Here is a 23,546-nt window from a genome sequence, read left to right as displayed (position 1 = left end):
TGTGGGGGCCGTCGCGTGGTCGAGGCCGCTGGCTCGCACCTGATCGCATCCGGGGTCTGCGACGCCGGCGGTGGATGTCGGAGGTTGGTCCTAATCTCTGGGTAAGAGATCGAGCTCGTGCCCACTTCGTTCGGTCTTCCGTCGCACCCGTCTGGGTGCTGTGCAGCGGGAGCATCATGGGCCAGCGAGTCGACAGTGACGACGCCACCTGGAGTGCGCTCGATCGTGTGGTCGCCGAAGTCCAGTCGACGCGGGCGCAGATCGCGCGGTTGCAGGCGGCGGAGGTGCGGCTGCTCACGGATGCTGCCGATATCGTCCACGCCCGGGAGCAGTCCCGACGGGCGGCGGGTCGCAAGAGTCCGCACGATCTGCCATTGCGGGAGATCTCCGCCGAGCTCGGCGCAGCGATGCGGCTGAGCGATCGCGCCGTGCAGGCGCGGATGTCGGCGGCCAGCACGCTCCGCGAATCGTTCGCCGCGACGTTCGCGGCGCTGACCGAGGGGCGCATCGACTTCGCGCACGCGTCGGCGGTCGTCGACGCCGGGGCGGTGATCGGCGATCCGGTGATGCGGGAGCAGTACGAACGCATCGTGCTCGAGGCAGCCGAGTTCGAGACCCCGCACCGACTCCGGGCGATCGCGCGGGTGGTCGCGGGCCGGATCGACCCCGACCTGGCCGAAGAACTCCGGCGCCGTGCCGCCGGGCAACGGCGGATCCGGGTGATCGACCTGAACGACGGTATGGCGCGACTGCTCGCCGACTTGCCCGCGGTGCTCGCGCACGCGATCTTCGATCGGCTCACCCAGATGGCCGAGACTGAGCGTGACGCCGAACGCGCCGCTGCAAAAGAAACGGAAGCGACAGCCGAAGCGGCGGCGATCATCGCGACTCAATCCAGGGTGACACCGTGGGACGGCCGCGGCGCCGCCGATCCGGCCGTGACGGATGGCGCCGACGCTGTGGACGCACCGAAGGTCCTCATTGCGTTCGACGCGACCGTTGTCGTCGATCGGTCAGGACCGAACGACAGCACCCGCGCGGAGCCCGCGCTCGGCGACGACCCGACCGGCACCTCGCCGGATTCACCCGCCGTCACCACCGGTCCGCAGCAGGATGAGCGATCCTTGGACGAACTCCGCGCCGACATCTTCCCCGACATGATCCTCACCGGAACGCCTACCGGTCACGGCGAGGGCGACATGCTCGCGTCGATCCGTGCCGAAGTGCAGATCACGATCCCGGTGCTCACCGCGGCGCGCAAGAGCAACGAGCCCGCCCTCCTCGCCGGCTACGGCCCGATCGACGCCGAGATCGCTCGCGAACTCGCCGCCGGCGCACCCGGCTGGGACCGCGTGATGTACCACCCGCACAGCGGCCTCCCGATGGCGGTCGACAGATACAGAGCAGACGCGGCCCTCAAACGGTTCCTCCGCGCACGGGATGAGCGCTGCCGATTCCTCGGATGCCCGCACCGGCCGAAACGATCCGACATCGACCACACCATCGACCGCGCGCTGGGCGGGGAGACCAGTGACGACAATCTCGCCCACGTCTGTCGAGGGCACCATACCCTCAAACACGCCACCGTGTGGCGCGTCCGGCAACTCGGCAACGGAGTCCTCGAATGGACCAGCCCCACCCAGCGCCGCTACGTCGACAAACCGCTGTCCACCGTGCAATTCGTACCATCATCGGTGTTCGCAAGATTCCTCGCACGCCCTACGACGGCGACGCTCCGTTCTGACGGCTGGCGCAGGAGCAAAGTGGAGCAGGCTCTCATCGACCCCTGTTCGGCGACGCGAGCGAGGCCGGGATCAGGCGAGAAGCGATGCGAGAGCGGCGACGTCGTCGTCGCCGTCCGGAACCGCCCGGGACGAAGGCGCGGCGGCATCCGGCAGCAGCACGTCGCTCCCGAGCCGCTCGCGCATCACGCGCAGGAACGGGTCCGAGGCGTCGGCCCCGCCGCGCAGCCGCGCGGCCGCGGCGAGGGCGCGCCGGGCCTCGGCATCCCGTCCCATCGTCGCGAGCCAGCCGGCGATCGAGACCGCGACGTCCGCCACGATCGGGTGGTCGCCGCTGCGGGCGGCAGCCGGGAGCGCCTCGGCGAGCGCGGCGCGCGCCTCATCGGCCCGCCCTTCCAGGAGCAGGGCCTGCGCGCGGCGGGACCGCGACCACGCGATCAGCTGATCCGGGTACGAGGGCAGCATCTCGGCCGCGACGGCGTCGAGGTGCCGCAGCGCCGCAGCCCCGTCGCCCACGGCGATCTCGATGGCGGCGGCGTCCATGTCGGTCTGCGCGATCGCGCGTGGCGAGTCCTCCGCCCGCGCGAGCTCCTTCGATTCATGCAATCGCGCCCGTGCCTCGTCGAGCCGGCCGAGCCGCAGCAGCAGGCCGATGCTCTGCGACCGCTGCTGTACCAGATCGGTCACCGACGTGAGGCCGAGGAGGCCGGCCGACGAGGCGTCGGCGACGGCGAGCGCCTCGTCGAGGCGGCCGGCCAGCTGGAGCCACTCGGATCGCATCTGGCTCGCGAACGCGGTGCCCCAGACGTCGCCGAGCTCGCGGAACATCGACACCGCCTTCTCGCTCTCGACGCCGAGGGTCTGGTTGTCGCCGCCGTTCTGTGCGATCGCCGATCGAAGCATGCTGATCAGGGCGCGGGTCCACGCGGGGGCGTCCTCGAGCCCTTCGTTGCCGATGACGACGTTCCTCGACCACGGCGCGCCCGGACGGTGGTTCTGCGCGGCGGCGAGGATCGCGCGCAACAGCGGCGCGACGGCTGCCGAGATCTCGCTGCGGTGCACGGCGGCGGCCTCGATCACGGGCGGCACCTCACGCTCGAAACGGGCCAGCCCTCCCGCCGTCGGCTCGCCCGGCCGCGCATCGGTGCTCCCTCTCGCGGGAGCGCCGGCGGCCTCGGGCGCTGCCCCCAGCGGATCGCGCCGTGCAGAATCATCGGCCGCGCCGTCGAGGTCTCGCGCGAACGCGGTGCCGAGAAGGGCGATCGCGCGCACCACCACGGCCGCTTCCGAGTCGAGGCTCGCGGCGGCGTCGCCGAACCGCGTCACGCCGGACTGCAGCTCTTCGAAGCGCTCGCGCATCAGCCAGGTCCACAGGCACGCGCGCACGAGGCGCACGCCCACGTCCTCCAGCCCGGCCTGTTCGGCGCAGCAGCGCAGCGCAGCGCTGAGGTTCTCGTCGTCGGCGTCGAACCAGGCGAGGGCCTCGCGCACCTCGGGTCCGCGCAGCCGCGCATCCTCGCGAGCAGCCAGCCTCGTCATCGCCCGCGCCTGCACCGCGCGGAACTCGGCCTCGCGTCCCTCAGTCCGAAGGCGATCGATGCCGTACTCGCGGACGGTCTCGAGCATCCGCAGCCGCCCGTCCGACCGCCGCAGCAGCGACTTGTCGACGAGCCCGTCGAAGGCGTCGGCATCCACGTCGAATGCGTCGCCGATCACCGGCACGTCGCGCACGTCGACCCCGTCGGGGAACACCGCGGCGGCCCGCAGTGCGGTGCGCTCGGCATCCGTCAGCGTCTCCCAGCTCCAGTCGATCAGCGCCCGGAGCGTCTGGTGCCGCGCCTCGATCGCCTTCGGCCCGGTCGCCAGCAGCGCGAAGCGGTCGTCGAGACCGCTGTCGATCTCGGCGATCGTGAGCGTGCGGGACTTCGCCGCGGCGAGCTCGAGGGCCAGCGGCAGGCCGTCCAGGCGCGTCACGATCCGCTCGACGGCGGCTCCCTCGTCGGGCGCCGGCGCAGAGCCGCGCGCGGCTCGGACGCGGCGCGAGAACAGTTCGCGGGCATCGCGGTCAGGAAGCGGGCCGAGGTCGACGAACGCCTCGCCTGCGAGTCCGAGCGGCTCGCGGCTGGTGGCGAGGATCCGCGACCCCGGAGCGCCGCGCAGCACGTCGAGCGCGACTGCCGCGGCCTCCGCCGACACGTGCTCGCAGTTGTCGAGCACCACGAGCAGGGTGCGTCCGGCCAGGGCTTCCGCGACGCGATCGCGCGCGGAGGTCGAGACCAGTTCGCCGACACGGATGCTGCGCCCCACCGCTCCCGCGACGGCCGCCCACACCTCGCCCGGCGCCGCCGGCGCGAGCTCGACCACGATCGCGCCGGGGGCGCGCCGCGCGGTCTCGAAGGCCAGCGTGGTCTTGCCCGCGCCGCCGGGGCCGATCAGGGTCACGAGCCGCTCGTCGCGGAGCTGCTCCCCGATGAGTTCGAGTTCGCGCTGTCGCCCGATCAGCGGAGTCAGCGCCGCAGGCACCGAGGCATCGGCGCTCAGGGCCGGGGGCGTGCGGACCGGTTCCGAGGCCTCGGTCCCCAGCGCCGCAAGGATGCGCGCGGCGTGGGCGCGGTCCTCGAGGAGGTCGCGCACGACCCAGTCGAAGCCGTCGCCCGGGGTCCAGGGGTCGCCGCGCCAGAGGTCCAGCGCCGCGCGCGCGTCACCCGCCGCCGCAGCAGGATCGGTCGCGCGCCGAGCCCGGGCGATGAGGTCCTGGAACAGCGCGAGGTCGACGTCGTCGCGGGCGAGCGCGAGTCGGTATCCGCCGGGCACGGCCTCGAGCGTCCCCGCGGGCAGAGCGCGTCGCAGACGCGACGCGAGGGATTGCAGCGACGCGCGCGGGTCTTCGGGGAGATCGTCGGGCCAGACGTCCTCGGCGAGCGAGCGGTACGCGACCGTCGTTCCGGCGTCGAGCGCGAGGCGGAAGAGCAGGGCCTCCTGGCCGCGGCCGCGGATCTCGAGCGGAGAGCCGTCCGCCTCCGCCGCGAGTCCCCCGAAGAACCTCAGCCGCACGTCGTCCACCTTAGGACTCGCGACCCGGCCAGCCGGGGAGGCCGGTCGGGCGGTCAATCCGTGACGGTGTAGGTCGTGTCGCCGGTCTCGCCGGCGAGCACGCGGCGGTAGTCCTCGGCGACGATCTCGCGGAGCACGCCGGCATCGACCGCGTCGAGGTCCTTGATGTACAGGCAGCTGACGCCGGTCTCGTGCGGCCCCAGGTTCGCGAGCCGCTCGCCGTGCGCGGCGGTGCGCAGCGTGTACACCGTCGTGGATTCGCGCCGCGGCGAGAACGCCGCGATCGGGGCGTCGCCCTCGCTGCCGGCCGCCGAGCGGTAGTGGCACGAGCCGAAGCCGATGATGGTGCCCCACAGTTCCGGCTCGCGACCGGTGACATCGCGCAGAAGATCGATCATCCGGACGGCATCGCGCTGCCGCTTCGCGGGGCGCACGGCGGCGACGAACTCGTTGACGTCCCCTCCGGTCTTCTTCATCGCCCGCCCCTCCTGTCAGCCCTTGGCCGCGGCCTTCATCGCGCGCTTGTGCTCGCGCACCTTCGTCAGCGACTCCGGCGAGACGATGTCGGCGACGCTGCGGAACGACCCCTCGTCGCCGTACGAGCCGGCCGTCTCGCGCCAGCCGGCACCCGTGAAGCCGTACTGCTTGCCCAGGAGGGCCAGGAAGATCTTCGCCTTCTGCTCGCCGAAGCCCGGCAGGGCCTTCAGCCGCTTCAGCACGGTCGGCCCGTCCGGTGCTTCGGCGTGCTCCGCGGCCGGGCGGGTCCAGATCGCCGACGCGTCGCCGCCCCAGTCCTGCTCGACCGCCGCGCAGAGCGCCTGCACGCGGGCGGCCATCGAGCCCGGGAAGCGGTGGACAGCCGGCGTCGCCTTGAAGAGTTCCGTGAACGCCTCGGGGTCGAAGCTCGCGATCGCCGCGGCATCCAGCGTCCCCGCCCGCTCCGAGATCTTGAGCGGTCCGGCGAATGCCGTCTCCATCGCGACCTGCTGGTCGAGCAGCATGCCGATCAGCAGGGCGAGCGGGTCGTCGGTGAGCAGGCGGTCGGCGGCGTCGTCGCCCGTGATGTGGAGCGTCATGCGGCCCAGTCTCCCACCGCCCGCCCCCGCCGGCACAGTTCGCGGATGGGAGGATGGGTGGCGTGACCGTCCCCACGGAGCCGTTCCAGGAACTCGTCGACCATGCCCGCGACACGCGTGTCGTCGTGGTCGGCGGCGGCATCGCCGGGCTCGTCGCCGCCTGGGAGTGCGCCAAGGTCGGCATGGCCGTGACGCTGGTGGAGGCATCCGATCGCCTCGGCGGCACCATCGGGTCCGCCCGCATCGCGGGGCTCGAGCTCGAGACCGGCGTGACCTGCTGGTCGACCCGCGGCGGCACGGTGCGGGCGCTCGTCGACGAAGTGCTGACGGATGCCGCGATCGTGCGCCCGCGCGACGACCGCGAGTGGATCGCGGGCCTGCCCAAGGGCGCCGCGGCGCCGCTGCCCACCGAGCAGGTGCTGGGAATCCCTGCCAACCCGTGGGACGAGAGCGTGCGCCGGATCATCGGCTGGGACGGCACGTGGCGCGCGTACGTCGACCGCCTCCGCCCGCCGCTCACGATCGGTGCCCAGCGCAGCCTCGGTCGCCTCGTGCACGGCCGGATGGGCGACAAGGTGCTGGACCGCCTGGTGGCACCGCTCACCATCGACCGCTTCGGCCTCGACCCCGTCGACGTCGACGTCGAGATCGCCGCCCCAGGACTCAGCAACGCGCTCACCCGCACCGGGTGGCTCGGAGGGGCGGTCGCCGACGTGCGTGTCGATGCCCCGAGCGCCTCGATCGAGGGACTGGACGGCGGGATGCCGCAGCTCGCCACCGCGCTCGCCGAGAGGCTCGCCGAGCGCGAGGTCGCGATCCACACCGGAGCGCTGGCGACGGGTCTCGTCCGCGACGACGGACGATGGACGGTCGAGCTCGCGATGATCGCGCCCGAGGGTGCCGCCGCCGCCCCGGACCGGCTCCACGCCGACGCCGTCATCGTCGCGACCGACGAGCCCACGGCGCGCGCGCTCCTGGCCGCCGCGCTCGGCACCCCTGCGTTCGCCGACGTCGCCGCCGCAGGCGTTGCCCGCGACGTCGTGACGCTCGTGGTGGACGCCCCCGAGCTCGATGCCGCGCCGCGCGGCGCCCATGTCCACGCCGTTCCCGGCGGCTCGCGCGCGACCGGCCTCGTCCACGAGACCGCACGGTGGGAGTGGCTGGCGCGGGAGGCGGGCGCCGGACGCCACGTCCTGCGCGTCGCTTTCGGCGCCCCCGGGATCGCTCCGGCGACCGAGGGGCTGTCCGACGCCGACGCGGCGGTGATGGCGCTGGCCGAGGCATCCGTCCTCCTCGGCGTGCACCTCGACGAGGGCCGGATCGCCGGCGCGCGTCGCGACGCGTACACCCTCGTGCCGCCGGCGTCGACCCTCGGCCGGCGTGAGCGCACCGACGCCGCCCGGGTCGCGATCAGCCGCGCACCGGGGCTCGCCGCCGTCGGCGCGTGGCTGTCGGGAAGCGGCCTCGCGCAGGTCGTCGCCGACGCCCAGGAGGAGGCCGACAGCCTTCGCCACCAGGTCCTGTGGGGTGCCGAGGCGACAGAGTGAACCCTCCACCGGTGCCCCTGTCAAGGGTGGATGCCGGAATCGGCATACAGGACTACCCTGGGAGGGTCGTCAGGTCACACCGAGCGTGAGGAGACCTCATGAGGGGCAAGGCAGGACTGGTCATCGGACTCGCGATCGGGTACGTGCTCGGTACACGCGCGGGTCGCGAGCGCTACGAGCAGATCAAGACGCAATGGCTGAAGGTGTGGAACGCCGAGCCCGTGCAGAGCCAGGTCGGCAAGGTGAAGGACTTCGCCAAGTCCCAGGCGATGGCGTTGCCGTCGACGCTGTGGGAGTCGGCGGTGAAGGTCACGCAGGCCGCCGGCTCGAAGGGCACCCCCGGGCAGAAGCTGGACGCGGCCATCAAGGTCGGCAAGGACTCGGCCGACGACGTCGGCAAGGCGGCTCAGAGCTCGGCGAAGGCCGTGAAGGACGCCGTCGAGGACGCCGTCGAGGACGCTTCCGAGAACGGTCGCGGCGGGGCTTGACGTGATGACGACCCCCCGCGGCTTCCGCGACCGCGCGGACGACAGCCTGCTCACGCTGCTGGGTGAGATCCCGGAGCTCGTCCGCAACCTCGTCATCGCGGAGATCGACGCCGCGAAGGCCTGGCTCGCCAAGACCGCGAAAGACGGCGGGTGGGGAGCCCTGTGGGTCTTCGCTGCCCTGTTCGTGCTGTTCTGGTCGGTCCCGGTGCTCGGCACGTTCGTGATCGCGGGGCTGTCGTCGTGGTGGCCCGTCTGGCTGTCGGCGCTCGTCGTGTTCTTCGCGATGCTGATCATCACCGCCGTGTTCGCGTTCATCGGCGTCCTCTACTTCCGCCGGATCGGCGAGCGCCGCAACCCGGTCCAATCGATCGCCCTGGACGTGAAGGAGGTGCGCGATGAGCTCTGACGCCCCCGTGCCGCTGTCGAAGAACTCCGTCGCCGTGCCTCGCACCGCTGTGCCCCTCGGGATCGGTGATCCCGTCGAGCAGGCGAGGACCGAGCTCAAGGCGGCGCTCGCCGCCATCGAGCAGAAGGCGAACGTCCCGCGCCGGGTCGAACGCGCCCTCGACGAGCGGATCGAGCAGGCCCGCGCGTTCCATCGCCGCAACCCCGCACTCGCCGCCGTGGTCGTCATCGCGGGCGCCGCCGCGATCGGAGCGGCTGTCTGGGGCTTCGTCCGTCTCTATACGCGCTGATCCCGGCTGCATTCCCGCTCTCCACAGCGCCGAGGCAACGCCTCGCGCGATCGGGGGTATGCTCGGGAGGCAAGGCAGTGCAATGATGCGTTAGCTGCCGATCGCGCGAACCCGATTCGAATCGCGCATCGGCTGCCTCGATCTTTCCTGGGCGGCCGACTGAGCATCATCGAGAGTCGACCCCCGTATGAACACCGCCGCAGCACAGCACCAGTCCGTCAAACCCCTGACCGGCTGGCGCGTTCTCGTGCCCCGCGGCGGCCCCTGGGGCGACGGCGTTGCAGCGACACTCCGCCGTCAAGGCGCGATCCCCGTGATCGCCCCGCTCATCAACTTCGCCCCCACGAACGACCAGGCGTCACTCGACCAGGCGCTCGCCGACCTCGCCGCCGGCAAGTTCGAGTGGCTCACGGTCACGAGCGCGACGACGGTCGATGTCCTCTACGCCTACCGCGCGGTCGTCCCGGCGACCACGAAGGTCGCCGCCGTGGGTGAGACGACCGCTGCCGCGCTCCTGGCCGTCGGCTACCGCGTCGACCTCGTCCCCGAGCGCGACAACTCCGCGGCCGGCATGGCGGAGCAGCTCATCGCCCTCGAGCCCGAGGCCCGCGACATCCTCACGCTCCGCAGCGAGATCGCGAAGCCGGTCCTCACCCGCATGCTCACCGAGGCCGGGCACCGCGTCCGCAGCGTCGTCGCCTATCGCACGGTCGGCGTTCCCGTGACCGAGCGCATCGCCGAGGACGTCCACTCGGGCCGCATCAACGCGATCCTCGTCACCAGCGGCTCGGTCGCGCAGCAGGTGCACGACCAGTTCCCCGAGATCCCCGACACCACGCTGATCGCCGCGATCGGTCCTCGCACCGCCAAGGACGCGCGCCGCGCGGGCCTCGACGTGGACGTCGTGGCCGACGCGCAGACCGTCGATGCCCTCATCGACGCCGTCGGCAAGTTCTCGCTCCCTCACGCGGCCGACGAGTTCGCCCCGAAGACCGGCATGATCCCGCGTCTCGGCGGCATCGACACCCGGAACTGACGCGCCTGTGACCGGCACGCCCCGCATCGTCGTGCTCGCGGGCGGAGTCGGCGGCTCCCGCTTCGTCCTCGGCGTTCGAGGCGCGCTGCGGGCCCGCGGAATCCATAACACCGCCGCCGCGCTGACGGTCGTGGTCAACACCGGCGACGACATCTGGCTCTCCGGTGTGCGGCTGCAGCCCGACGTGGACTCGATCACCTACGCTCTCGCCGGTGTCAACGACGCCGAGCGCGGCTGGGGCCGGCAGGGCGACACGGAACGCGTCAACCACGAACTGCAGGAGTGGGGTGCCGGCTGGCCCTGGTTCACCCTCGGCGACCTCGACCTCGGCACGCACCTCGCCCGCACCGGCTGGCTGCGCGAAGGACTCACACCCACCGACGTGCTCGAGCGCATGTCGCACCGCTGGGACCTCGGCGCGCGCCTGCTGCCGATGACCGACAGCGAGGTCGACACCGTCGTGGTGCTCGACGACGGTGCGCGCCTGCATTTCCAGGAGTGGTGGACCCGCCACCGCGCGACGCTCGCCCCCGAGCGGTTCGAGAACCCCGGCATCGAGGCGGCCGCCGCCGCCCCCGGCGTCGCGGAGGCGATCGCGGCCGCCGACGTCGTGCTGCTGGCCCCCTCGAACCCGGTGGTGTCGATCGGCCCGATCCTCGCCGTGCCGGGCGTGCGCGAGGCGCTGCGTGCGACGCGGGCCCCCGTCGTCGGCGTCTCGCCGATCATCGGCGGCAAGGTCGTGCGCGGCATGGCCGACGTGTGCCTCACCGCGATCGGCGTCGAGACCTCCGCGACGGCCGTCGCGGGTCTGTACGGAGCCCGCGGGAACGGCGGGCTGCTCGACGCGTGGCTCCTCGCCGAAGAGGACGAGGCCGTCGCCCACGAGGTCGCCGGGCTCGGCATCCGTCCGCTCGTCCGCCCGCTCTGGATGACGGATGCTGCGCGCCAGACCGCGCTCGGCGAGGCGGCCCTCGCCGCCGCCGGAGTGTGAGCGTGCCCGAACTCGCGTGGTGGGCGTGGGCGCTGCTCGGCATCGGAGCGGTGGTCGTGGGTCTGTCGAAGACCGCCGTGCCCGGCGCGGGCACGATCGCCGTCGCGATCTTCGCGGCTGTGCTCCCGGCGAAGCAGTCGACCGGCGTCCTGCTTCTGCTGCTGATCGTCGCGGACATCTTCGCCGTGACCATGTACCGCCGCCACGCGGACTGGCGCACCCTGATCAAGCTCGCACCCGCGGTCGTGGTGGGCGTGCTGCTGGGCGTCGTCTTCCTGTGGTTCGCGGACGACGTGTGGGTGAAGAAGTCGATCGGCGTGATCCTGCTGGCGGTGATCGCCATCACACTGCTGCGTCGTCGGTTCGCCTCGGGAGTCGAGACGGGGGGCTCGCACCGCGTCGCCGCGGCGACCTACGGCACGCTCGGCGGCTTCACCACGATGGTCGCGAACGCCGCCGGACCCGTGATGTCGATGTACTTCCTCGCCGCTCGGTTCGAGGTGAAGGCGTTCCTCGGCACGGCCGCATGGTTCTTCGCGATCGTGAACCTGTTCAAGGTGCCCTTCTCGATCGGCATCGGCATCATCACGGTGCCGGGGATCCTCATCGACCTCGTGCTCGTGCCGCTCGTGGTCGCCGCAGCGTTCCTCGGCCGGTGGCTCGCCGATCGCATGCCGCAGTCCGTCTTCGAGAAGCTCGTGATCGCCTTCACGATCGTCGGCGCGGTCTACCTGCTGATCGTCTGACCCGACGCGCTCATCCCCAGGGGGAGGGACGGTCGTTGTCGCGCGTGCTGTCGTCGGGGAGGTGCGGGAGCTCGGTGCCGCCGGCGCGGATGCACAGCCACCGCAGCTGCTCGGGGCTGTCGGGCGTCGCCCGCCACGTGCGCCACACGCCCTGCCCCACCCGCACGACGGTGCCCGGGACGACGTCGACGATGTCGTCATCGAGGCCCATCTGCCCCCGTCCGGCGAGGAAGACGTACAGCTCCTCGACACGCGCGTGCGAGTGCCAGTAGCCCGCCTGCTCACCCGGTTCGAACGCGTTCGCGGTCATGCCGATGTACTGCATCGTCATGTCGTGGTCGAGGACGCGGCGCCCGTCGCGAGAGCGGTCGGGCGTGAACCCGCCATAGTGCGCCCGCCACTCGTCGAGCCCGCCCATCTCCAGAACCTGGTAGTCGCTCATCCCGCCAGGCTATCTGTGGTCCCCTCGGGCGCCGCGGTGCCCGAGGGGACGGATGCCGCGGTCTCAGCCCGGGAGAAGGGCCGCCGTGCGCGGGCCCAGACCCAGCATGCGCGCGGCGTCGAGCTGGTCGGCGGTGTCGACGTCGCGGCGCAGAGTCGAGGCATCCGGAATCGGAAGCGCGGTGCACCCCAGCGCGACGTGCCGGGCGAAAGAGCCGTCGCCGAACGACGACGCCCACTCCGCGCCCGCGTTCGCGGTCACCAGCGTCGAGCCCGTGCCCTCCGCGTCGGGCACGACGCCGCGGGGGACGGATGCTGCGGCCCGCAGTGCGTCGGCGAGGTCGGCGGGTCGGAGCGCCGGAAGGTCGCCCAGGAGGGCGGCGCGCGGCATCCGTGCGTTCGGATCGATCGCCGACACGCCGGTCGCCACCGCGGCGTCGAGCCCGCGCGCGTCGCCCTCGGGGACGAAGCGCAGCGCGGGGATCATCGCCGCCTCGCGCGCGAGCGCGGCGTCGTCGGTCACCACCACGACCTGAGCGACGAGCTCGCACGCGGTCGCCGCGGTGAGGGTGTCGAGCGCGATGGCGCGGGCGAGGTCAACGCGGCCGACGCCGTCCACGTCGAGCCGCGTCTTCGCGCGCGCCGACGGCTTGACCGGCACCACGACGACCCAGCGGTGCGTCGGTACGGCCAGTTCCACGGCACGCTTGCGCCGGCCGAACAGCGGGGTCACGCGTACTTCGCGCGCAGGCGCGGGAGGATCTCTTCGCCGTACATCCGCAGGAAGGCGCCCTGGTCGTGGCCGGGGTCGTGGAAGACGAGATGGCGGAAACCGAGACCGATGTACCAGCCGATGCGCTCGACGTGCTCGTCGGGGTCGTCCGACACGATGAACCGCGACGCGGCGCGCTCGATCGGCAGCGCCTCGCCGAGCCGCTGCATCTCGATCGGGTCGTCGATGCCCATCTTCTCCTCGGGCGTGAGCGCGAGCGGCGCCCAGAAGCGGGTCTTCTCCTTCGCGGCCTCGATGGTCTCGTCGAGCGACACCTTGATCTCCATCAGCGTGTCGATCGCGCCGGCCGGGCGGCCCGCCTTCTCGAGCCCTTCGTGCAGCGCGGGAAGCAGGGTGTCGGTGTAGAGCTCGCGCTTCTTGCCCGAGGTGGTGATGAAGCCGTCGGCGATGCGCCCCGCGAGGCGGGTCGCGGCCGGGCCGGCGGCGCCGATGTAGATCGGCACGGGCTCGGGGAGCTTGTCGTAGATGGTGATGTTGCGGGCCGTGTAGTACGTGCCGTCGAAGTTGACGCGGTCCTCCGACCAGAGGCGCCGGATGAGGCCGATGGCCTCCTTGAGTCGCTGGAACCGCTCCGGCGGATCGGGCCACGTGATGCCGAGGTTCGCCTCGTTGAGCGCCTCGCCCGTGCCGACGCCGAGGATCACGCGCCCCGGGTACATCACGCCGAGCGTCGCGAAGTCCTGCGCGACGACCGTCGGGTTGTAGCGGAACGTGGGCGTCAGCACGGAGGTGCCGATGAGCACCCTCGACGTCTTCGCGCCGAGGGCGCCGAGCCACGGAACGGACGCCGGGGCGTGGCCGCCGTCGTGCAGCCACGGCTGCAGGTGATCCGAGATGAAGACCGAGTCGAACCCGGCCTCCTCCGCCTGGATCGCGTAGTCGAGCAGCTCGGCCGGACCGAACTGCTCGGCGGAGGCCTTGTAGCCGAAGCGCAGGGGCGGTGCTTGATTGCTGGGGAGGGTCATGCGGGTATCCCTTCGATGACGGGTTCGGGGAGGAACTCGGAGCCGTCGGCACGGGCGAGGCGCTCCCGGAACGCGTCGACGGTGCCCGGCCACAGCAGCGCGAGCCGGCCCGAGCGCTCGTCGACGTACCAGTTGCGGCATCCGCCGGTCATCCAGCGGGTGGATGCCGCGGCCCGCGCGATCTCGTCGGTGTAGGTGCGCTCGGCCTCGGGGTCGACGCGCAGAACGCGGCCGCCGCGGCCGTCGAGGACCCGCGTGACGTACGCCGCCTGCTCCTCGATCATGAGCACGGACGACGAGTGGCCGAGAGAGGCGTTCGGGCCGTTGAGCACGAAGAGGTTCGGAAAGCCCGCGACGACGGTCGATGCGAAGGCCGTCATCCCGTCGGACCAGTGCCCGGCCAGCGTCGCGCCGCCTTCGCCGCTGACGAGTTCGGCGTAGGGCTGGCGGGTCGAGGCGAAGCCGGTCGCGAGGACGAGTGCGTCGACGTCGTGGCGGGTGCCGTCGGAAGCGACGAGCGTCGAGCCGTCGACCGCGGCGAGTGCCGAGGTCACGAGCGAGACGGCGTCGGACGCGACGGCGGGGTAGAAGTCGTCCGAGAGCAGCACGCGCTTGCAGCCGAAGGCGTAGTCGGGGGTGAGCGCGGCGCGCAGCGCGGGGTCGGCGACCTGCCGCTCGAGGTGAGCGCGCGCCACGGCCTCGGCCTCGGCCGCGGCGGCGGAGTCGCCCGAGCGCGACGCGAAGCGCGCCTCGCCCTCGGCGTAGAGCTCGGCCCGCAGCGTCTCCAGCGCCTGCGGGGTCGCGGCGAACCGGGCGCGGTCGGCGTCGGAGTACGCGTCGCCGCCGCGAGGCACGATCCACGCGGGCGTGCGCTGGAAGAGCGTGACGTGCGCCGCAGCGCGCGCGAGCTCGGGGACGATCTGCACGGCGCTGGCGCCGGTGCCGACGACACCGACGCGAGCTCCCGCGAGATCCGCCGAGTGATCCCAGCGGGCGGAGTGGAACAGCGGCCCGGGGAAGTGCTCGAGCCCGGCGATCCGGGGGATCGCAGGCTCGGTGAGGCGTCCGCACGCGAGCACGAGCACGTCGGCGACGATCTCGCCGGAGGCTGCGGCCTGCCGCCCGGGGCTCTGGGGCGAGGGCCCGGCAGGTGCAGTCGCCAGCCGCCACACCTCGCGCTCGGCATCCCACGCGGCCCCGCGCATCGGGGTGCGCAGGAGAACCCGGTCGCGCAGGCCCTCGGCGTCGACGACGTGCTCGAGGTACGCGTGGATCTCGGCGCCCTTCGCGTACGTGCCCGACCACGCCGGGTTCGGGTGCGCCGCGAAGCCGTAGAGGTGGGAGGGCACATCGCACGCGATGCCCGGGTAGGTGTTGTCGCGCCACGTGCCGCCGACGGATGCCGCCCGCTCCAGCACGACGAAGTCGTCACGGCCCGCCCGTCGCAGCGCCGACGCCACGCCGATGCCGGCGAACCCGGCACCGACGATCGCGACCTCGACGCGGGTCACCGCGGGCCCACCTGAGACTTCGGCAGGCCCAGTGCGGCGCCGTAGGTCGTGGTGCGCAGGCGGAACGGCCGGAACAGGCGCGCGACCATCGCCGAGGCATCCGTCACCGGCAGTTCGAGGCCGTGCTCGATGCCCGCCTCGGGCTTCACACGGCCGTCGAGCAGCGTTCCGCCGAGGTCGTCGCCGCCGGACTGCAGCAGCGTGACGGATGCCTCGCGCCCCACGCGCGTCCACGGGATCTGGATGTGCGGGATGCTGCCCGACAGCAGCAGCCGCGACACGGCCACCATGGCCCGGTGCTCGTCGAGCGCCGCGCGGCCGGAGACCAGGGGGACGCCCCCGGCGGGGCCGGGCAGCGGGATCGGCACGAACTCGCTGAATCCACCCCCGGTCGCTGAGCTCGTCGAAGCGTCCTGTATCGCCCGCAGCTGCCGCAGGTGCGCGACGCGCTCCGCGGCGGTCTCGGCATGGCCGTAGAAGATGACGCTCGTCGAGCGGAATCCGGCGCGGTGCGCGGCGGTGATGCCCTCGACCCAGCGGTCGATCTCGAGGTCGGTCGGCGCGACGAGCCCCCGCACCCGCTCGCTCAGCACCTTGACGCCCGTGCCCGGCACGGTGTCGACGCCCGCCTCGCGCATCGCGACGAGGGCTGCGTCGAGAGTGGGGCCGGAGCGGTCGGCGAGGTCGCGCACGTCCTGAGGACGATAGGCGTGGAGATGGATGCCGGGGGCCCCGGCTTTCACCGCGCGCGCGATGTCGAGGTAGCCCGAGGGGTCTTCCGAGGCGGGGAGCAGCCCCTGCACGCAGAGCTCGGTGGCGCCGAGATCCCACGCGTCCGCCGCGATCGCACCGACGTCGTCGAGGGTGAAGGCGGCGGGGTCGTCGCTCGCGGCCGCGCGGAGCCCGGTGGAGGTGAGGTTGCGGTTCACCACGAGGGTGACGGCTTCGCCCACCGTGTAGCGGCGGACGTCGTCGGCGGTCGCCGCGAGCACGTCGAGGTCGTCGCCGGTCGCCTCGAGGAGGGCGATCCACTCGCCATCGTCGAGCGCGAGCGGGTCGGCCGCCGCGGCCTCGGCCAGGCGGCGGACCGTCCGGACTCCGTCCCGCGCACCCGCCCCCGGAGCAGCGTCTCCGGGCACACCCCTCTCCTGTTCCGCAGTCGACTTGTGCGGGTCACCCGGGGCGGGATCCGCCGAGAATGACTGCGGAGCAGCGGGGATCGGGGCGGAGGCAGCGAGCCCGGTCTCGGCGTCCGCGAGCGCCGCGACCGCGGGGCGCAGCGCGGGGTCGATCCACGTCCCCGCGCCGAGCACGAACTCGGGCTGTGCCGTCAGGCGCTCGCGCAGCTCGAAGCCGAGCTCCGCCGTCATCCGGGCGAGGTCGGCGAGGTGCGGCCAGGGGCGCTCGGGGTTGACATGGTCGGCGGTGAGCGGCGAGACGCCACCCCAATCGTCGGCGCCGGCCCGCACCAGCAGCCCGAACTCGGTGGCGTCCGAGAGGTTCGGGGGCACCTGGATGCGCATCCGAGGCCCCATCACGAGCCTGGCCACGGCCACCGCCGCGACGTACTCGAGCAGCTCCGCGTCGGGTGCACCCTGCATCGCGGTGCGGGGCTTCGCACGGAAATTCTGGACGATGACCTCCTGCACGTGGCCCTGTCCGTCGACCCGGTGACGTTCGTGGGCCTCGCGGATCGCGACCAGCGAGTCGGCGCGGTCGCGGGCGGTCTCGCCGATCCCGACGAGGATGCCGGTGGTGAACGGCACGCGCTCGCGCCCGGCGGCGTCGATCACCTCGAGCCGCACGGCCGGGTCCTTGTCGGGAGAGCCGAAGTGCACCTGCCCGGGCTCTTCGAAGAGGCGACGCGACGTCGTCTCGAGCATCATGCCCATCGACGGCGCCGTGGGCCGCAGCATCCGCAGTTCTTCCGCGCTCATCACTCCCGGGTTGGCGTGGGCGAGCAGACCCGTCTCGGCGGTCACCAGGCGCGCGATGTGCGCGACGTACTCGATCGTCGAGGCGAACCCGTGGTCGTCGAGCCACGCCCGCGCCTCGGGCCAGCGGTCTTCCGGACGGTCGCCGAGGGTCAGCAGCACCTCTTTGCAGCCCATCGCCTTGCCCTGACGGACGACGGCCAGCACCTGCTCGGGCGACATGTACGCCGGCTTGTGCTTCTTGAGGAGCTGCCCGGGGGTGTCGACGAAGACGCAGTAGTGGCAGCGGTCGCGGCACAGGGTCGTGAGAGGCACGAACACCTTGCGCGAGTACGTGATCACACCAGTGCGACCGGATGCTGCCAGCCCGGCGTCGCGAACCTCCCCGGCGATCTCCAGCAGGCGCTCGAACCGGTCGCCCGTCGCGCCGAGCAGCGTCTCTGCGTCAGCCGCGTCGAGACGTTCGCCGGCCGCGGCGCGCGCGAGCGCGGCGTCGACGGCGACGGGCGAGGCCGCTGCGGGGGACGCGGTGACGGAGGGGGACACGACGGTCACCGATCCAGTCTTGCACCGCCTGCGGACCCCGGGGCGCTGGATCGTTGCCCTCCCGTAAGCAAATCAGCCCGGTTCCGAGCGCCCACGCTGGCAGACTGGGCACATGGTGACGCTGCTGCTCGACTCGACGCAGCTCGAGGTCGTGCTGTCGGTGTCCGAGCGCGCCCTGTCATTCCGCAAGGGGAATGTCGTCATCGAGCGCTCCACCATCACCAAGGTGCAGCTCACGGACGACGCGTGGACGTGGCTGCGCGGCATCCCGAGCCCCGGCACCCACGTGCGCGGCATCGTCGCGATGGGCACCTGGCGCTCGGCAGGCGGCGACGATTTCGCGATCATCCGCCGTCACCGGCCCAGCGTCGTGATCGACCTCGACGGCCACCCGGAGTACCAGAGAGTCATCCTGACCACTCGCCACGGTCTCGCCCTCGTGCAGGCGCTGCGCGTCGAGGTCGCCGCCGAGCCGACCGACGTCGTCGACATCGCCGCCGAGACGGGCACGATCCCCGTCGTCCCCGAGCGCAAGCCGCGGGGACGCAAGACGCCGGCGACGGCCCCCGCAGTCTGACCCTTCGCGGTTCGACTCTGCGCTTCGACCCGCAAGCTCGCTCGACGACCGGCGGCGGCGGCGGGAGAGCCTCAGCTGACGTCGCGACGCCAGCTCACCAGGTGGCCGAGCACGACGAACACGATCGCGTAGCCGAGCAGGACGAGCCCGCCCACCCACCACTCGAGCGGATCGGCCGAACCCTGCGGGATCGTCGCCGCGTAGACGCTCGCACCGACCAGCGCATCGCTCGCCGCCCCCGGCAGAAAGCGCGTGATGTCCGACAGCCCCTCCACGAACGCGGCCGCCGTGCGCCCGATCGGCTCGATGAACTGCGTGAAGACGAGGACGCCCACGATCGCGCCCACCTGATTGCGCACGAGCGCGCCGACGCCCACGCCGATGAGCGTCCAGAGGACGTAGGCGAGCAGCATCCGTCCGAGCATCGCCCAGGTGCCGGGCGAGGTGATGTCGGTCTCGAGACCGAAGCCCGCGAGGAACGCCGCCGACGTGCCGACCGCCGCGACGATGCCGATCACGCCGAGCACGACGCCGATGAGCACGCCGACAGCGAGCTTGGCGACGAGCACGCGGCCGCGGCGCGGCGTCGCGAGGAACGTGGGGGTGAGAGTCTTGTGGCGGAACTCCGCCGTCACCATGAGCGTGCCCACCAGCAGCGGGAAGACGTACCCGACGGTCGTCGCGGTGCTGTAGAGCGTCGCGGCGAGACCCTCTTCGGGCAGCGGCGGCGCGTTGCCCGGGAGTGACCCGGTCGCCGCCGCCGCGTAGACGAAGCCGAGGGCCGCAGCGGTGAACGCGACGTACGCGAACAGGACGATCGCGAGGATCCACCAGATGCTCGTGGAGAACAGCTTCGTGCTCTCGGCGCGGGTTGCGGCGGTGAGGCTCATCGGTCGCCCCCTTCCTCGTCGGTGGGCGTGGTGGCCGGATCCGCGGCGGGGGCCGCTTCGGAGGGTGTGGATGCCTCGTCGCCCGGCTCGTGCGGGGGTTCGGTGTCCGTGGGCGGGATGTGGGCGACGGCGTCCTCGAACGCCTCGGCCTCGGGCGGGACCCACGCCTCGGGCTCGGGCTCGGGCTCGGGTTCGGGTTCGGGTTCGGGTTCGGGTTCGGGTTCGACGTCCGACTCTCGTGTGCGGGCGGTGTGGTCGAAGGCGGCGAAGAACGCGTCGGCCTCGATGTCGGAGTCGGTCTTGACGTAGTGCTCCCACGGGCGGTCGTCGTCGGCGTCGGGCGGCTCGGGGGTCGAGAGCTCGTCGTCGATCTCGCCGATGGCCTCGACGTCGGGGTTCGCGTCCTCGGGGGCCCACGGATCGGTGGGCTCCGGCTCGGCCTCGGGCTCGGCCTCGGCCTCGGCCTCGGCCCTGGGCTCGGGTTCGGGCTCGGGTTCGGCCTTGGGCTCGGGTTCGGGTTCGGGCTCGGGTTCGAGTTCGGCCTTGGGCTTGGGCTCGGGCTCCGGTGCTGCCTCCGCCGCGGCCTCTTCCGCGGACGTCGGCGCCGCCTCGGGCTCAGCCGAGAGCTCTTCGTCGGCCTGGCCGATGGCCTCGACGTCGGGGTCCCCGTCCTCGGGAGCCGCGGACGGCACGATGTCGATCACGCCGGTGCTCGCGACCGCGTAGGCGACGGGCGCCGGGGCGACGGGCTCGCGGGGCTCTTCGCGCTCGCGGGCATCGGTTGCCCAGGCGGCGCCGGCCGCGGCGGCGAGGGCTGTCGCGGCACCGGGAGCGCTGGTCGCTTCGGCGTCCAGCGCGGCCGCGGTGAGCGCCGACTCGGCCGCCTCGTCGGATTCGGACACCGTCTCCACGGGAGGTGCCGGGGGCGCAGCATCCGATCCCGCAGCAATCCCGGCCGCGCTCGGATGCACGCGCGTGCCGTTCACGAGATCGAGGAACACCTCTTCGAGCGCGGGTCCGCGGCGCTGCAGCGACGACAGCGCCACACCCCCCGCGGCGGCCGCCGCGCCGACAGCGACGGGGTCGAAGCCGCGCACGGTGAGCCCGGAGCGCAGCACCTCGAACGGCACACCGGCGGTCTTCAGCGCGGCGCCCAGCGCGGCCCGGTCGGGAGCGTCGACGACGGTGGCGTACTCGCGCGGATCGGTGAGCTCGTCGACTCCGCCCTGGAACACCAGGCGTCCGCGCGAGATGATCAGCAGCGCGTCGACGGTCTGCTGCACCTCGGCGAGCAGGTGCGACGAGACGAGCACGGTCCGGCCTTCGCTCGCGAGCTGGCGGAGGAACCCGCGCATCCAGCGGATACCCTCGGGGTCCAGTCCGTTCGCCGGCTCGTCGAGCACCAGAACCCCCGGGTCGCCGAGCAGCGCATACGCGAGGCCGAGGCGCTGGCGCATGCCCAGCGAGTACCCGCCGACCTTGCGGTTCGCGGCGTCGGTCAGCCCCACGAGGTCGAGCACCTCGCCGACCCGCGACGTGGCGATGCCGGCGGCGTGGGCGTAGATCGTGAGGTGCGCGGTGGCGGTGCGGCCGGGATGGAAGCTGGATGCCTCGAGCACCGCGCCGACGGTCCGCAGCGGCTCGTCGAGCTCGGCGTAGCGCTTGCCGCCGATCGTGGCGTGGCCGTCCGTCGCCGTGACCAATCCGAGCAGGATCCGCAGGGTCGTGGTCTTTCCCGCGCCGTTCGGACCGAGGAATCCGGTGACCACGCCGGGTTCGACCCGAGCTGTGAGCCCTGCGACCGCCGTGACCGCGCCGAAGCGCTTGGTGACACCTGAGAACTCCAGCGACTGGCCTTCGGGCATGCCGAACCCTCTCGTAGGTCGTGGGCGACACTCCGCGGGGCAATGTACGGGGCCGCTCCATTGCGGACTCACAGCAGAACTCCGTCCCATCCTGGCGGAAATCCGGTGTCAGCGTGGGAGAAGTTCGCCCTGCCGGTAACGTTGCGCTCGTGACCGACCTCGCCGAAGCCGCCGCGGAGCCCACCGTCCTCGTCAGCACGAGCGGAGGGCTCGGGCGCCTCACCCTCAACCGGCCGCGCGCGATCAACGCGCTCAACCTCGGGATGGTCGAGCAGCTGCACGCGGCCCTCGATTCATGGGAGCAGGACACCGAGGTCGACGTGGTGCTGCTGGACGGCGCGGGCGAGCGCGGACTGTGCGCCGGAGGCGACGTGCGCGGGCTCGCCGAGCAGGTGACGAGCGGCCGCGCAGAGGACGCGGGAGTGTTCTTCCGCGCTGAGTACGCGATCAACGCGCGCATCGCAGAGTACCCGAAGCCCTTCGTCGCCTTCGCCGACGGCATCACGATGGGTGGCGGCATCGGCGTCGCCGGCCACGCCGCGATCCGCATCGTGACCGAGCGTTCGCAGCTGGCGATGCCCGAGACCCGCATCGGCTTCACCCCCGACGTCGGCGGCACGTGGCTACTCGCCCACGCGCCGGGCCGCCTGGGCGAGTATCTCGGGCTGACCGGCGCGGTGATGGATGCCTCGGACGCGATCTACGCCGGATTCGCCGACCACTACGTGCCCCACGAGAACCTCGACGCGGTCCGCGATGCGCTGGAGACGCGGGCCGACCCCTCCAGCCCGACCGAGCTCGTCCTGCTGTTCGACGAGACGCCGGCGCCCTCGAAGCTCATCGGAGCGCGGGAGTGGATCGACGACGCGTTCGCGGCCGACACGGTCGCCGAGATCGTCGAGAGGCTGCGGGCGCGCCCCGAGCCCGAGGCATCCGCCACCGCCGATCTGCTCGGCGAACTGTCACCGACCGGTCTGGCCGTGACGCTCACCGCGATCCGCCGTGCCCGGGAGCTTCCTGGGCTCAGGGACGCGCTCGACCAGGAATACGGTCTGGTGATGTGGTTCGCGACGACTCAGCCCGACCTCCCGGAGGGCATCAGGGCGCAGGTGATCGACAAGGACCGCACGCCGAACTGGCAGCCGGCGACCCTGGCCGACCTGCAGGGCGACGTCGCCGAGACCGCCCTCGCGCACCGGCCAGGCGTGCCGCTCTGGGGCTGACGCCGGCTTCGACGACGAGGAGGGATCGTGAGCACCCGGCACCGGAGGAGTTACTCGATCGGCGTCGCGATCGACTGGTTCTTCTTCGTCTTCGCCGGGCTCGCGGCACTCTGGCTCGCGTATCTGAGCCTCACCGAGACGTTCCACGTGGGGTGGTGGGGCATCCCGTTCTTCCTCGTGTTCTGGGTGCTGCTCGCGTATCTGGTGCTGCCGCGGCTGCACCGCATCCTCACCACGATCTACGTGCCGGACTACTTCATCGGCCGCACCCGGACCAGTGACGGACTGCTCGGCGACCCCGTGAACCTCGCCTTCCACGGCACCGGTGACCAGATCCGCACATCCCTCGAGGCCGCCGGCTGGACCGAGGCCGCCCCGGTGACCCTCGGCTCGTCATGGCGCATCATCACATCGACGCTCACGCGCCGCAGCTACGACGAGGCGCCGGTGAGCCCGCTCTTCCTGTTCGGGCGCCAGCAGGACTTCGCCTACCAGCAGGAGGTCGACGGGAATCCCGCCCAGCGCCACCACGTGCGCTTCTGGCGCTGCCCCGACGACTGGCTGCTGCCCGGCGGCCGCCGCGTCGACTGGCTCGCCGCCGGCACGTTCGACACGAGCGTCGGGCTGTCGCTGTTCACGCTGCAGGTCACCCACCGCATCGACGCCGACACCGACGTCGAGCGCGACCACATCGTCCAGACGGTGACGGATGCCGATTCCCGCGTCACGGTGGACGTCATCCCCGACTTCGCCACCGGCTATCACGCCCGAAACGGCGGCGGTGACAGCATCCGCACCGACGGAGACCTCCCCATCGTGGACGTGCGCGCGGTCGAGCCGAGCGCCGAGAGCACGGGGGAGGTTCCGGCGTGAGCACCGAGATGCCTGCGCCGCACAAGCGGCCCGCGTACGAACCGGCGGGGCGACTGCTCAAGCCGCCGCGCTTCGACCCGGAGATGAAGCGCCCGATCTCGACGGTCGCGGGCGTCCTGCTCATCGTGCTGCGGGTGCTCGCCGGCATCGTCGTGCTCGTCAGCATCGCGACCGGATGGGACGCGATCCTCTCCGATCCCGACTCGGTGCTCGAGGGCTTCGATCCGACGCAGGAAGGCAGGCAGGCCGCGCTCTGGCTGGTGCTCGGCACGGGCGGGACCGTGCTCCTCATCGACCTCGCGCTGGCCTTCTTCGTCTTCCGGGGCGTCAACTGGGCGCGTGTGTTCGTCATGTTCATCGCCGTGCTGTCGATCAGCACGTCGTTCACCGCCTGGTGGGCGCAGGGGCAGGAGATCGAGATCGCGGGAACGTTCCTCTCACTGAGCATCGACATCCTGCTGCTGCTCGCCCTGTCGAGCCGCAGCGCCGCCGCCTACGCGCGCCGCAACGAGCGGCGCCCGGACACCCCGGCGTGACGTAACCTGAGTCCCGC

The 23,546-nt window shown here is 72.4% G+C and carries 21 protein-coding genes and 1 pseudogene; 12 read left to right on the top strand and 10 right to left on the bottom strand.

Features of this window, described 5'->3' with window-relative positions; all coding sequences use genetic code 11:
* Nucleotides 1–74: 74 nt before the first annotated feature.
* A pseudogene (locus RS82_RS22040) lies at nt 75–1,382 on the top strand (DUF222 domain-containing protein); the annotation flags it as partial.
* A gap of 432 nt (nt 1,383–1,814) precedes the next feature.
* Here the strand turns inward: RS82_RS22040 and RS82_RS09015 are convergent.
* The 3 genes from RS82_RS09015 to RS82_RS09005 are packed head-to-tail and all read right to left on the bottom strand — an operon-like array spanning nt 1,815 to nt 5,872.
* A complete protein-coding gene (locus RS82_RS09015) occupies nt 1,815–4,796 on the bottom strand; it encodes an ATP-binding protein (protein WP_045298739.1) in 2,982 nt (993 codons plus the stop codon).
* Nucleotides 4,797–4,849: 53 nt separating this feature from the next.
* Nucleotides 4,850–5,272 (bottom strand): DUF1801 domain-containing protein, encoded by a 423-nt coding sequence (locus RS82_RS09010; protein WP_045298509.1) that lies wholly within the window; start codon nt 5,270–5,272, stop codon nt 4,850–4,852.
* A 15-nt stretch (nt 5,273–5,287) separates the two neighbouring features.
* Nucleotides 5,288–5,872: an HhH-GPD-type base excision DNA repair protein gene (locus tag RS82_RS09005; protein ID WP_045298506.1), complete on the bottom strand. Its 585-nt coding sequence runs from the start codon at nt 5,870–5,872 to the stop codon at nt 5,288–5,290.
* 53 nt (nt 5,873–5,925) lie between these two features.
* On the opposite strand from RS82_RS09005, the gene RS82_RS09000 reads away from it, so the two are divergent.
* The 7 genes from RS82_RS09000 to RS82_RS08970 all read left to right on the top strand — a co-directional run bounded on the left by RS82_RS09000 (nt 5,926) and on the right by RS82_RS08970 (nt 11,375).
* A complete protein-coding gene (locus RS82_RS09000; protein WP_045298504.1) occupies nt 5,926–7,419 on the top strand; it encodes a protoporphyrinogen/coproporphyrinogen oxidase in 1,494 nt (497 codons plus the stop codon).
* A gap of 98 nt (nt 7,420–7,517) precedes the next feature.
* On the top strand, nt 7,518–7,907 hold the full coding sequence (locus RS82_RS08995) for a hypothetical protein (RefSeq protein WP_045298503.1): 390 nt from the start codon (nt 7,518–7,520) through the stop codon (nt 7,905–7,907).
* A gap of 4 nt (nt 7,908–7,911) precedes the next feature.
* Nucleotides 7,912–8,313, top strand: a complete 402-nt coding sequence (locus RS82_RS08990; RefSeq protein WP_045298738.1) for a phage holin family protein — start codon at nt 7,912–7,914, stop codon at nt 8,311–8,313.
* Nucleotides 8,303–8,602, top strand: a complete 300-nt coding sequence (locus RS82_RS08985; RefSeq protein ID WP_045298501.1) for a hypothetical protein — start codon at nt 8,303–8,305, stop codon at nt 8,600–8,602. The genes RS82_RS08990 and RS82_RS08985 overlap by 11 nt, the downstream gene beginning before the upstream one ends.
* A gap of 187 nt (nt 8,603–8,789) precedes the next feature.
* Nucleotides 8,790–9,638, top strand: a complete 849-nt coding sequence (locus RS82_RS08980; protein ID WP_045298499.1) for a uroporphyrinogen-III synthase — start codon at nt 8,790–8,792, stop codon at nt 9,636–9,638.
* Between the two features lie 7 nt (nt 9,639–9,645).
* A complete protein-coding gene (gene cofD / locus RS82_RS08975; protein ID WP_045298497.1) occupies nt 9,646–10,629 on the top strand; it encodes a 2-phospho-L-lactate transferase in 984 nt (327 codons plus the stop codon).
* 2 nt (nt 10,630–10,631) lie between these two features.
* On the top strand, nt 10,632–11,375 hold the full coding sequence (locus RS82_RS08970; protein ID WP_045298495.1) for a sulfite exporter TauE/SafE family protein: 744 nt from the start codon (nt 10,632–10,634) through the stop codon (nt 11,373–11,375).
* Between the two features lie 10 nt (nt 11,376–11,385).
* On the opposite strand, the gene RS82_RS08965 is transcribed toward RS82_RS08970, so the two are convergent.
* The 5 genes from RS82_RS08965 to cofG form a co-directional block, all read right to left on the bottom strand.
* Nucleotides 11,386–11,817 carry a cupin domain-containing protein gene (locus RS82_RS08965; RefSeq protein ID WP_045298493.1) on the bottom strand — a complete coding sequence of 144 codons (432 nt, stop codon included), beginning with the start codon at nt 11,815–11,817 and terminating at the stop codon, nt 11,386–11,388.
* Between the two features lie 63 nt (nt 11,818–11,880).
* Entirely contained in the window at nt 11,881–12,549 is a 669-nt protein-coding gene (gene cofC / locus RS82_RS08960; RefSeq protein ID WP_211255896.1) for a 2-phospho-L-lactate guanylyltransferase, read from the bottom strand.
* A complete protein-coding gene (gene fgd, locus RS82_RS08955; protein ID WP_045298491.1) occupies nt 12,546–13,574 on the bottom strand; it encodes a glucose-6-phosphate dehydrogenase (coenzyme-F420) in 1,029 nt (342 codons plus the stop codon). The genes cofC and fgd overlap by 4 nt, the downstream gene beginning before the upstream one ends.
* Nucleotides 13,571–15,085, bottom strand: a complete 1,515-nt coding sequence (locus tag RS82_RS08950; protein ID WP_045298489.1) for a flavin-containing monooxygenase — start codon at nt 15,083–15,085, stop codon at nt 13,571–13,573. The genes fgd and RS82_RS08950 overlap by 4 nt, the downstream gene beginning before the upstream one ends.
* Nucleotides 15,082–17,565 carry a 7,8-didemethyl-8-hydroxy-5-deazariboflavin synthase CofG gene (gene cofG / locus RS82_RS08945; protein ID WP_045298735.1) on the bottom strand — a complete coding sequence of 828 codons (2,484 nt, stop codon included), beginning with the start codon at nt 17,563–17,565 and terminating at the stop codon, nt 15,082–15,084. The genes RS82_RS08950 and cofG overlap by 4 nt, the downstream gene beginning before the upstream one ends.
* Before the next feature lie 112 nt (nt 17,566–17,677).
* Between cofG and RS82_RS08940 the strand changes: the two genes are divergently transcribed.
* Nucleotides 17,678–18,142: a hypothetical protein gene (locus tag RS82_RS08940; protein WP_045298486.1), complete on the top strand. Its 465-nt coding sequence runs from the start codon at nt 17,678–17,680 to the stop codon at nt 18,140–18,142.
* 71 nt (nt 18,143–18,213) lie between these two features.
* On the opposite strand, the gene RS82_RS08935 is transcribed toward RS82_RS08940, so the two are convergent.
* On the bottom strand, nt 18,214–19,032 hold the full coding sequence (locus tag RS82_RS08935; RefSeq protein ID WP_045298484.1) for an ABC transporter permease subunit: 819 nt from the start codon (nt 19,030–19,032) through the stop codon (nt 18,214–18,216).
* Nucleotides 19,029–20,897 carry an ABC transporter ATP-binding protein gene (locus RS82_RS21990; RefSeq protein WP_084695546.1) on the bottom strand — a complete coding sequence of 623 codons (1,869 nt, stop codon included), beginning with the start codon at nt 20,895–20,897 and terminating at the stop codon, nt 19,029–19,031. The genes RS82_RS08935 and RS82_RS21990 overlap by 4 nt, the downstream gene beginning before the upstream one ends.
* A 149-nt stretch (nt 20,898–21,046) precedes the next feature.
* On the opposite strand from RS82_RS21990, the gene RS82_RS08915 reads away from it, so the two are divergent.
* Genes RS82_RS08915 through RS82_RS08905 form a run of 3 tightly spaced genes read left to right on the top strand, consistent with a single transcriptional unit; the run spans nt 21,047 to nt 23,529 of the window.
* Nucleotides 21,047–22,120, top strand: coding sequence for an enoyl-CoA hydratase/isomerase family protein (locus tag RS82_RS08915; RefSeq protein WP_045298482.1), 1,074 nt, complete (start codon nt 21,047–21,049; stop codon nt 22,118–22,120).
* A gap of 27 nt (nt 22,121–22,147) precedes the next feature.
* Complete coding sequence (locus RS82_RS08910; RefSeq protein ID WP_245619563.1) at nt 22,148–22,993, top strand: LssY C-terminal domain-containing protein; 846 nt, start codon at nt 22,148–22,150, stop codon at nt 22,991–22,993.
* Nucleotides 22,990–23,529, top strand: coding sequence for a hypothetical protein (locus RS82_RS08905; RefSeq protein ID WP_245619562.1), 540 nt, complete (start codon nt 22,990–22,992; stop codon nt 23,527–23,529). Before RS82_RS08910 ends, RS82_RS08905 begins: the two co-directional genes overlap by 4 nt.
* The last annotated feature ends 17 nt before the right edge of the window (nt 23,530–23,546 follow it).

Origin of the sequence: Microbacterium trichothecenolyticum, assembly GCF_000956465.1 — a bacterium.
GTDB classification, from domain to species: Bacteria; Actinomycetota; Actinomycetes; order Actinomycetales; family Microbacteriaceae; genus Microbacterium; species Microbacterium trichothecenolyticum.
Note: the sequence above shows the minus strand (reverse complement) of the source record. Positions and strands in the feature narration are given on the sequence as shown.

Bases quoted from the DNA above. Each gene is read 5' to 3' on its own strand.
- RS82_RS09010 (WP_045298509.1), bottom strand. From the start codon at position 5,272: ATGAAGAAGACCGGAGGGGACGTCAACGAGTTCGTCGCCGCCGTGCGC.
- RS82_RS09005 (WP_045298506.1), bottom strand. From the start codon at position 5,872: ATGACGCTCCACATCACGGGCGACGACGCCGCCGACCGCCTGCTCACC.
- RS82_RS09000 (WP_045298504.1), top strand. From the start codon at position 5,926: ATGGGTGGCGTGACCGTCCCCACGGAGCCGTTCCAGGAACTCGTCGAC.
- RS82_RS08995 (WP_045298503.1), top strand. From the start codon at position 7,518: ATGAGGGGCAAGGCAGGACTGGTCATCGGACTCGCGATCGGGTACGTG.
- RS82_RS08990 (WP_045298738.1), top strand. From the start codon at position 7,912: ATGACGACCCCCCGCGGCTTCCGCGACCGCGCGGACGACAGCCTGCTC.
- RS82_RS08985 (WP_045298501.1), top strand. From the start codon at position 8,303: ATGAGCTCTGACGCCCCCGTGCCGCTGTCGAAGAACTCCGTCGCCGTG.
- RS82_RS08980 (WP_045298499.1), top strand. From the start codon at position 8,790: ATGAACACCGCCGCAGCACAGCACCAGTCCGTCAAACCCCTGACCGGC.
- RS82_RS08965 (WP_045298493.1), bottom strand. From the start codon at position 11,817: ATGAGCGACTACCAGGTTCTGGAGATGGGCGGGCTCGACGAGTGGCGG.
- fgd (WP_045298491.1), bottom strand. From the start codon at position 13,574: ATGACCCTCCCCAGCAATCAAGCACCGCCCCTGCGCTTCGGCTACAAG.
- RS82_RS08940 (WP_045298486.1), top strand. From the start codon at position 17,678: ATGGTGACGCTGCTGCTCGACTCGACGCAGCTCGAGGTCGTGCTGTCG.
- RS82_RS08935 (WP_045298484.1), bottom strand. From the start codon at position 19,032: ATGAGCCTCACCGCCGCAACCCGCGCCGAGAGCACGAAGCTGTTCTCC.
- RS82_RS21990 (WP_084695546.1), bottom strand. From the start codon at position 20,897: ATGCCCGAAGGCCAGTCGCTGGAGTTCTCAGGTGTCACCAAGCGCTTC.